The organism is Sphingomonas endophytica (genome assembly GCF_014199415.1).
GTDB classification, from domain to species: domain Bacteria; phylum Pseudomonadota; class Alphaproteobacteria; order Sphingomonadales; family Sphingomonadaceae; genus Sphingomonas; species Sphingomonas endophytica.
In genome coordinates, this window is the sequence record NZ_JACIJN010000020.1 from 1 (window position 1) to 1,639 (window position 1,639).

A 1,639-nucleotide genomic window follows, 5' to 3' on the forward strand; every position below is an offset into this window, starting at 1 on the left:
GGTCGCCGCCCATCAGGTCGATCAGGCCCTGCACGTCCTGCATCACCGACCAGCTGTAATGGATCGAATTGCCCTCGGTGAAGGCGTCACCCCATTTGTACGGGCTGAACGGCGTCGACCAGCTGCCGTCCTTGTTGCGCCCGCGCATCCAGCCGCTCTGCGGGTCGAACAGCTTGCGATAATTCTGCGCGTGCGCGGCGTATTTCCTCGCATCGTCGCTCTTGCCGAGCGCGGCGGCGAGCCGCGACAGCGAGAAGTCGGCGGTGGCATATTCGAGCGTGCGCGCGGCATTCTCGTTGATGCCGACGTCGTACGGGACATAGCCGAGCTGGTTGTACAGCTCGACGCCCTCGCGCCCGACCGCGGTCAGCACCTTGCCCCTGGCATCGCGCGGGCGGCCTTCGGAGGTGGTCGCGTTCTTGACCATCGCCGCGTAGAGCGTCTCGACGTCGAAGCCGCGCACGCCGTTCAGCCAGGCGTCGGCGATCAGATTGGCCGAGTTCGACCCGATCATCACGCTGCGGTGCCCGGGGCTCGCCCATTCGGGTAGCCAGCCCGATTCCTTGTAGGTGTTGGCCAGCCCCTGCATGATCTCGCCGTCGCGCTCGGGATACATCAGCGCGAAGAACGGGAAGACCGCGCGCCACGTGTCCCAGAAGCCGTTGTCGGTGTAGAGCGGGCCGGCGTGGACCTTGCCGTTATAGGGGCTGTAGTGAACCTGCTGCCCGCGGGCGTCGATCTCGTGGAACTGCCGCGGAAATTGCAGCATCCGCCACAGTGCCGAATAGAAGGTGCGGCGATTGTCGATGTCAGGATCGTCGACCTTGATGCGGTCGAGCTCGGCCGACCAGGCGGCGCGTGCCTTGGCGCTGGTCTGGTCGAAGGTGTCGCGCCCGATCTCGCGGTCGAGGTTGCGCTGCGCCTGCTCGGCGCTGATGAACGACGAGGCGACGCGCGCGCCGACCTGCTCGCCCTTCTTCGTCGCGAAGCTGATCACCGCGCCGACATGATCGCCCTCGGCGCCGCGGCCGGCGGTCAGCGTGCCGCTGCCGTCGAAGGTCTGGCTGACGGTGAAGGGCTTGTCGAACTCGACCACGAACCAGTTGCGGAAATTGGCCGGCACGCCGCCGTGGTTGTTGCGGACATAGCCGGTGATGCGCCGCCGCGCCGGGTCGACCGACACCATCGAGCCGCCGGCATAGCCGTCGAGCAGGACATGCGCGTCCCTGGTCTCGGGGAAGGTGAAGCGGAAGTGCGCGGCGCGCGTCGTCGGTACGATCTCGGTGGTGACGTCATAGTCGGCGAGATAGACCTTGTAGCCCCAGGCGCGGCTCTCCTCGGCCTTGTGGCTGAACCACGACGCGCGATCGGCCTCCTTCACCTTCACCGCGCCGGTCATCGGTAGCAGCGCGAAGGCGGCATAATCGTTCATCCACGGGCTGGGCTGGTGCGTCTGCTTGAACCCGTTGATCCTGTGCGCACTGTACGTATAGCCCCAGCCGTCGCCCATCTTGCCGGTCACCGGCGTCCAGGCGTTCATCCCGAACGGCAGCGCGATCGCCGGATAGGTGTTGCCGTACGACAGCTCATAGCTGCTGTCCGTCCCCATCAGCGGATTGACCAGATCCACCGACGCCGG

1 protein-coding gene is annotated in these 1,639 nt (G+C 66.4%); it reads right to left on the reverse strand.

The annotated features are described in order from the left end of the window. Positions 1 to 1,630, reverse strand: a 1,630-nt coding sequence (locus tag FHS97_RS17185) for a GH92 family glycosyl hydrolase (RefSeq protein ID WP_184041076.1), incomplete at its 3' end; no start/stop codon positions are given. Positions 1,631 to 1,639: the final 9 nt, after the last annotated feature.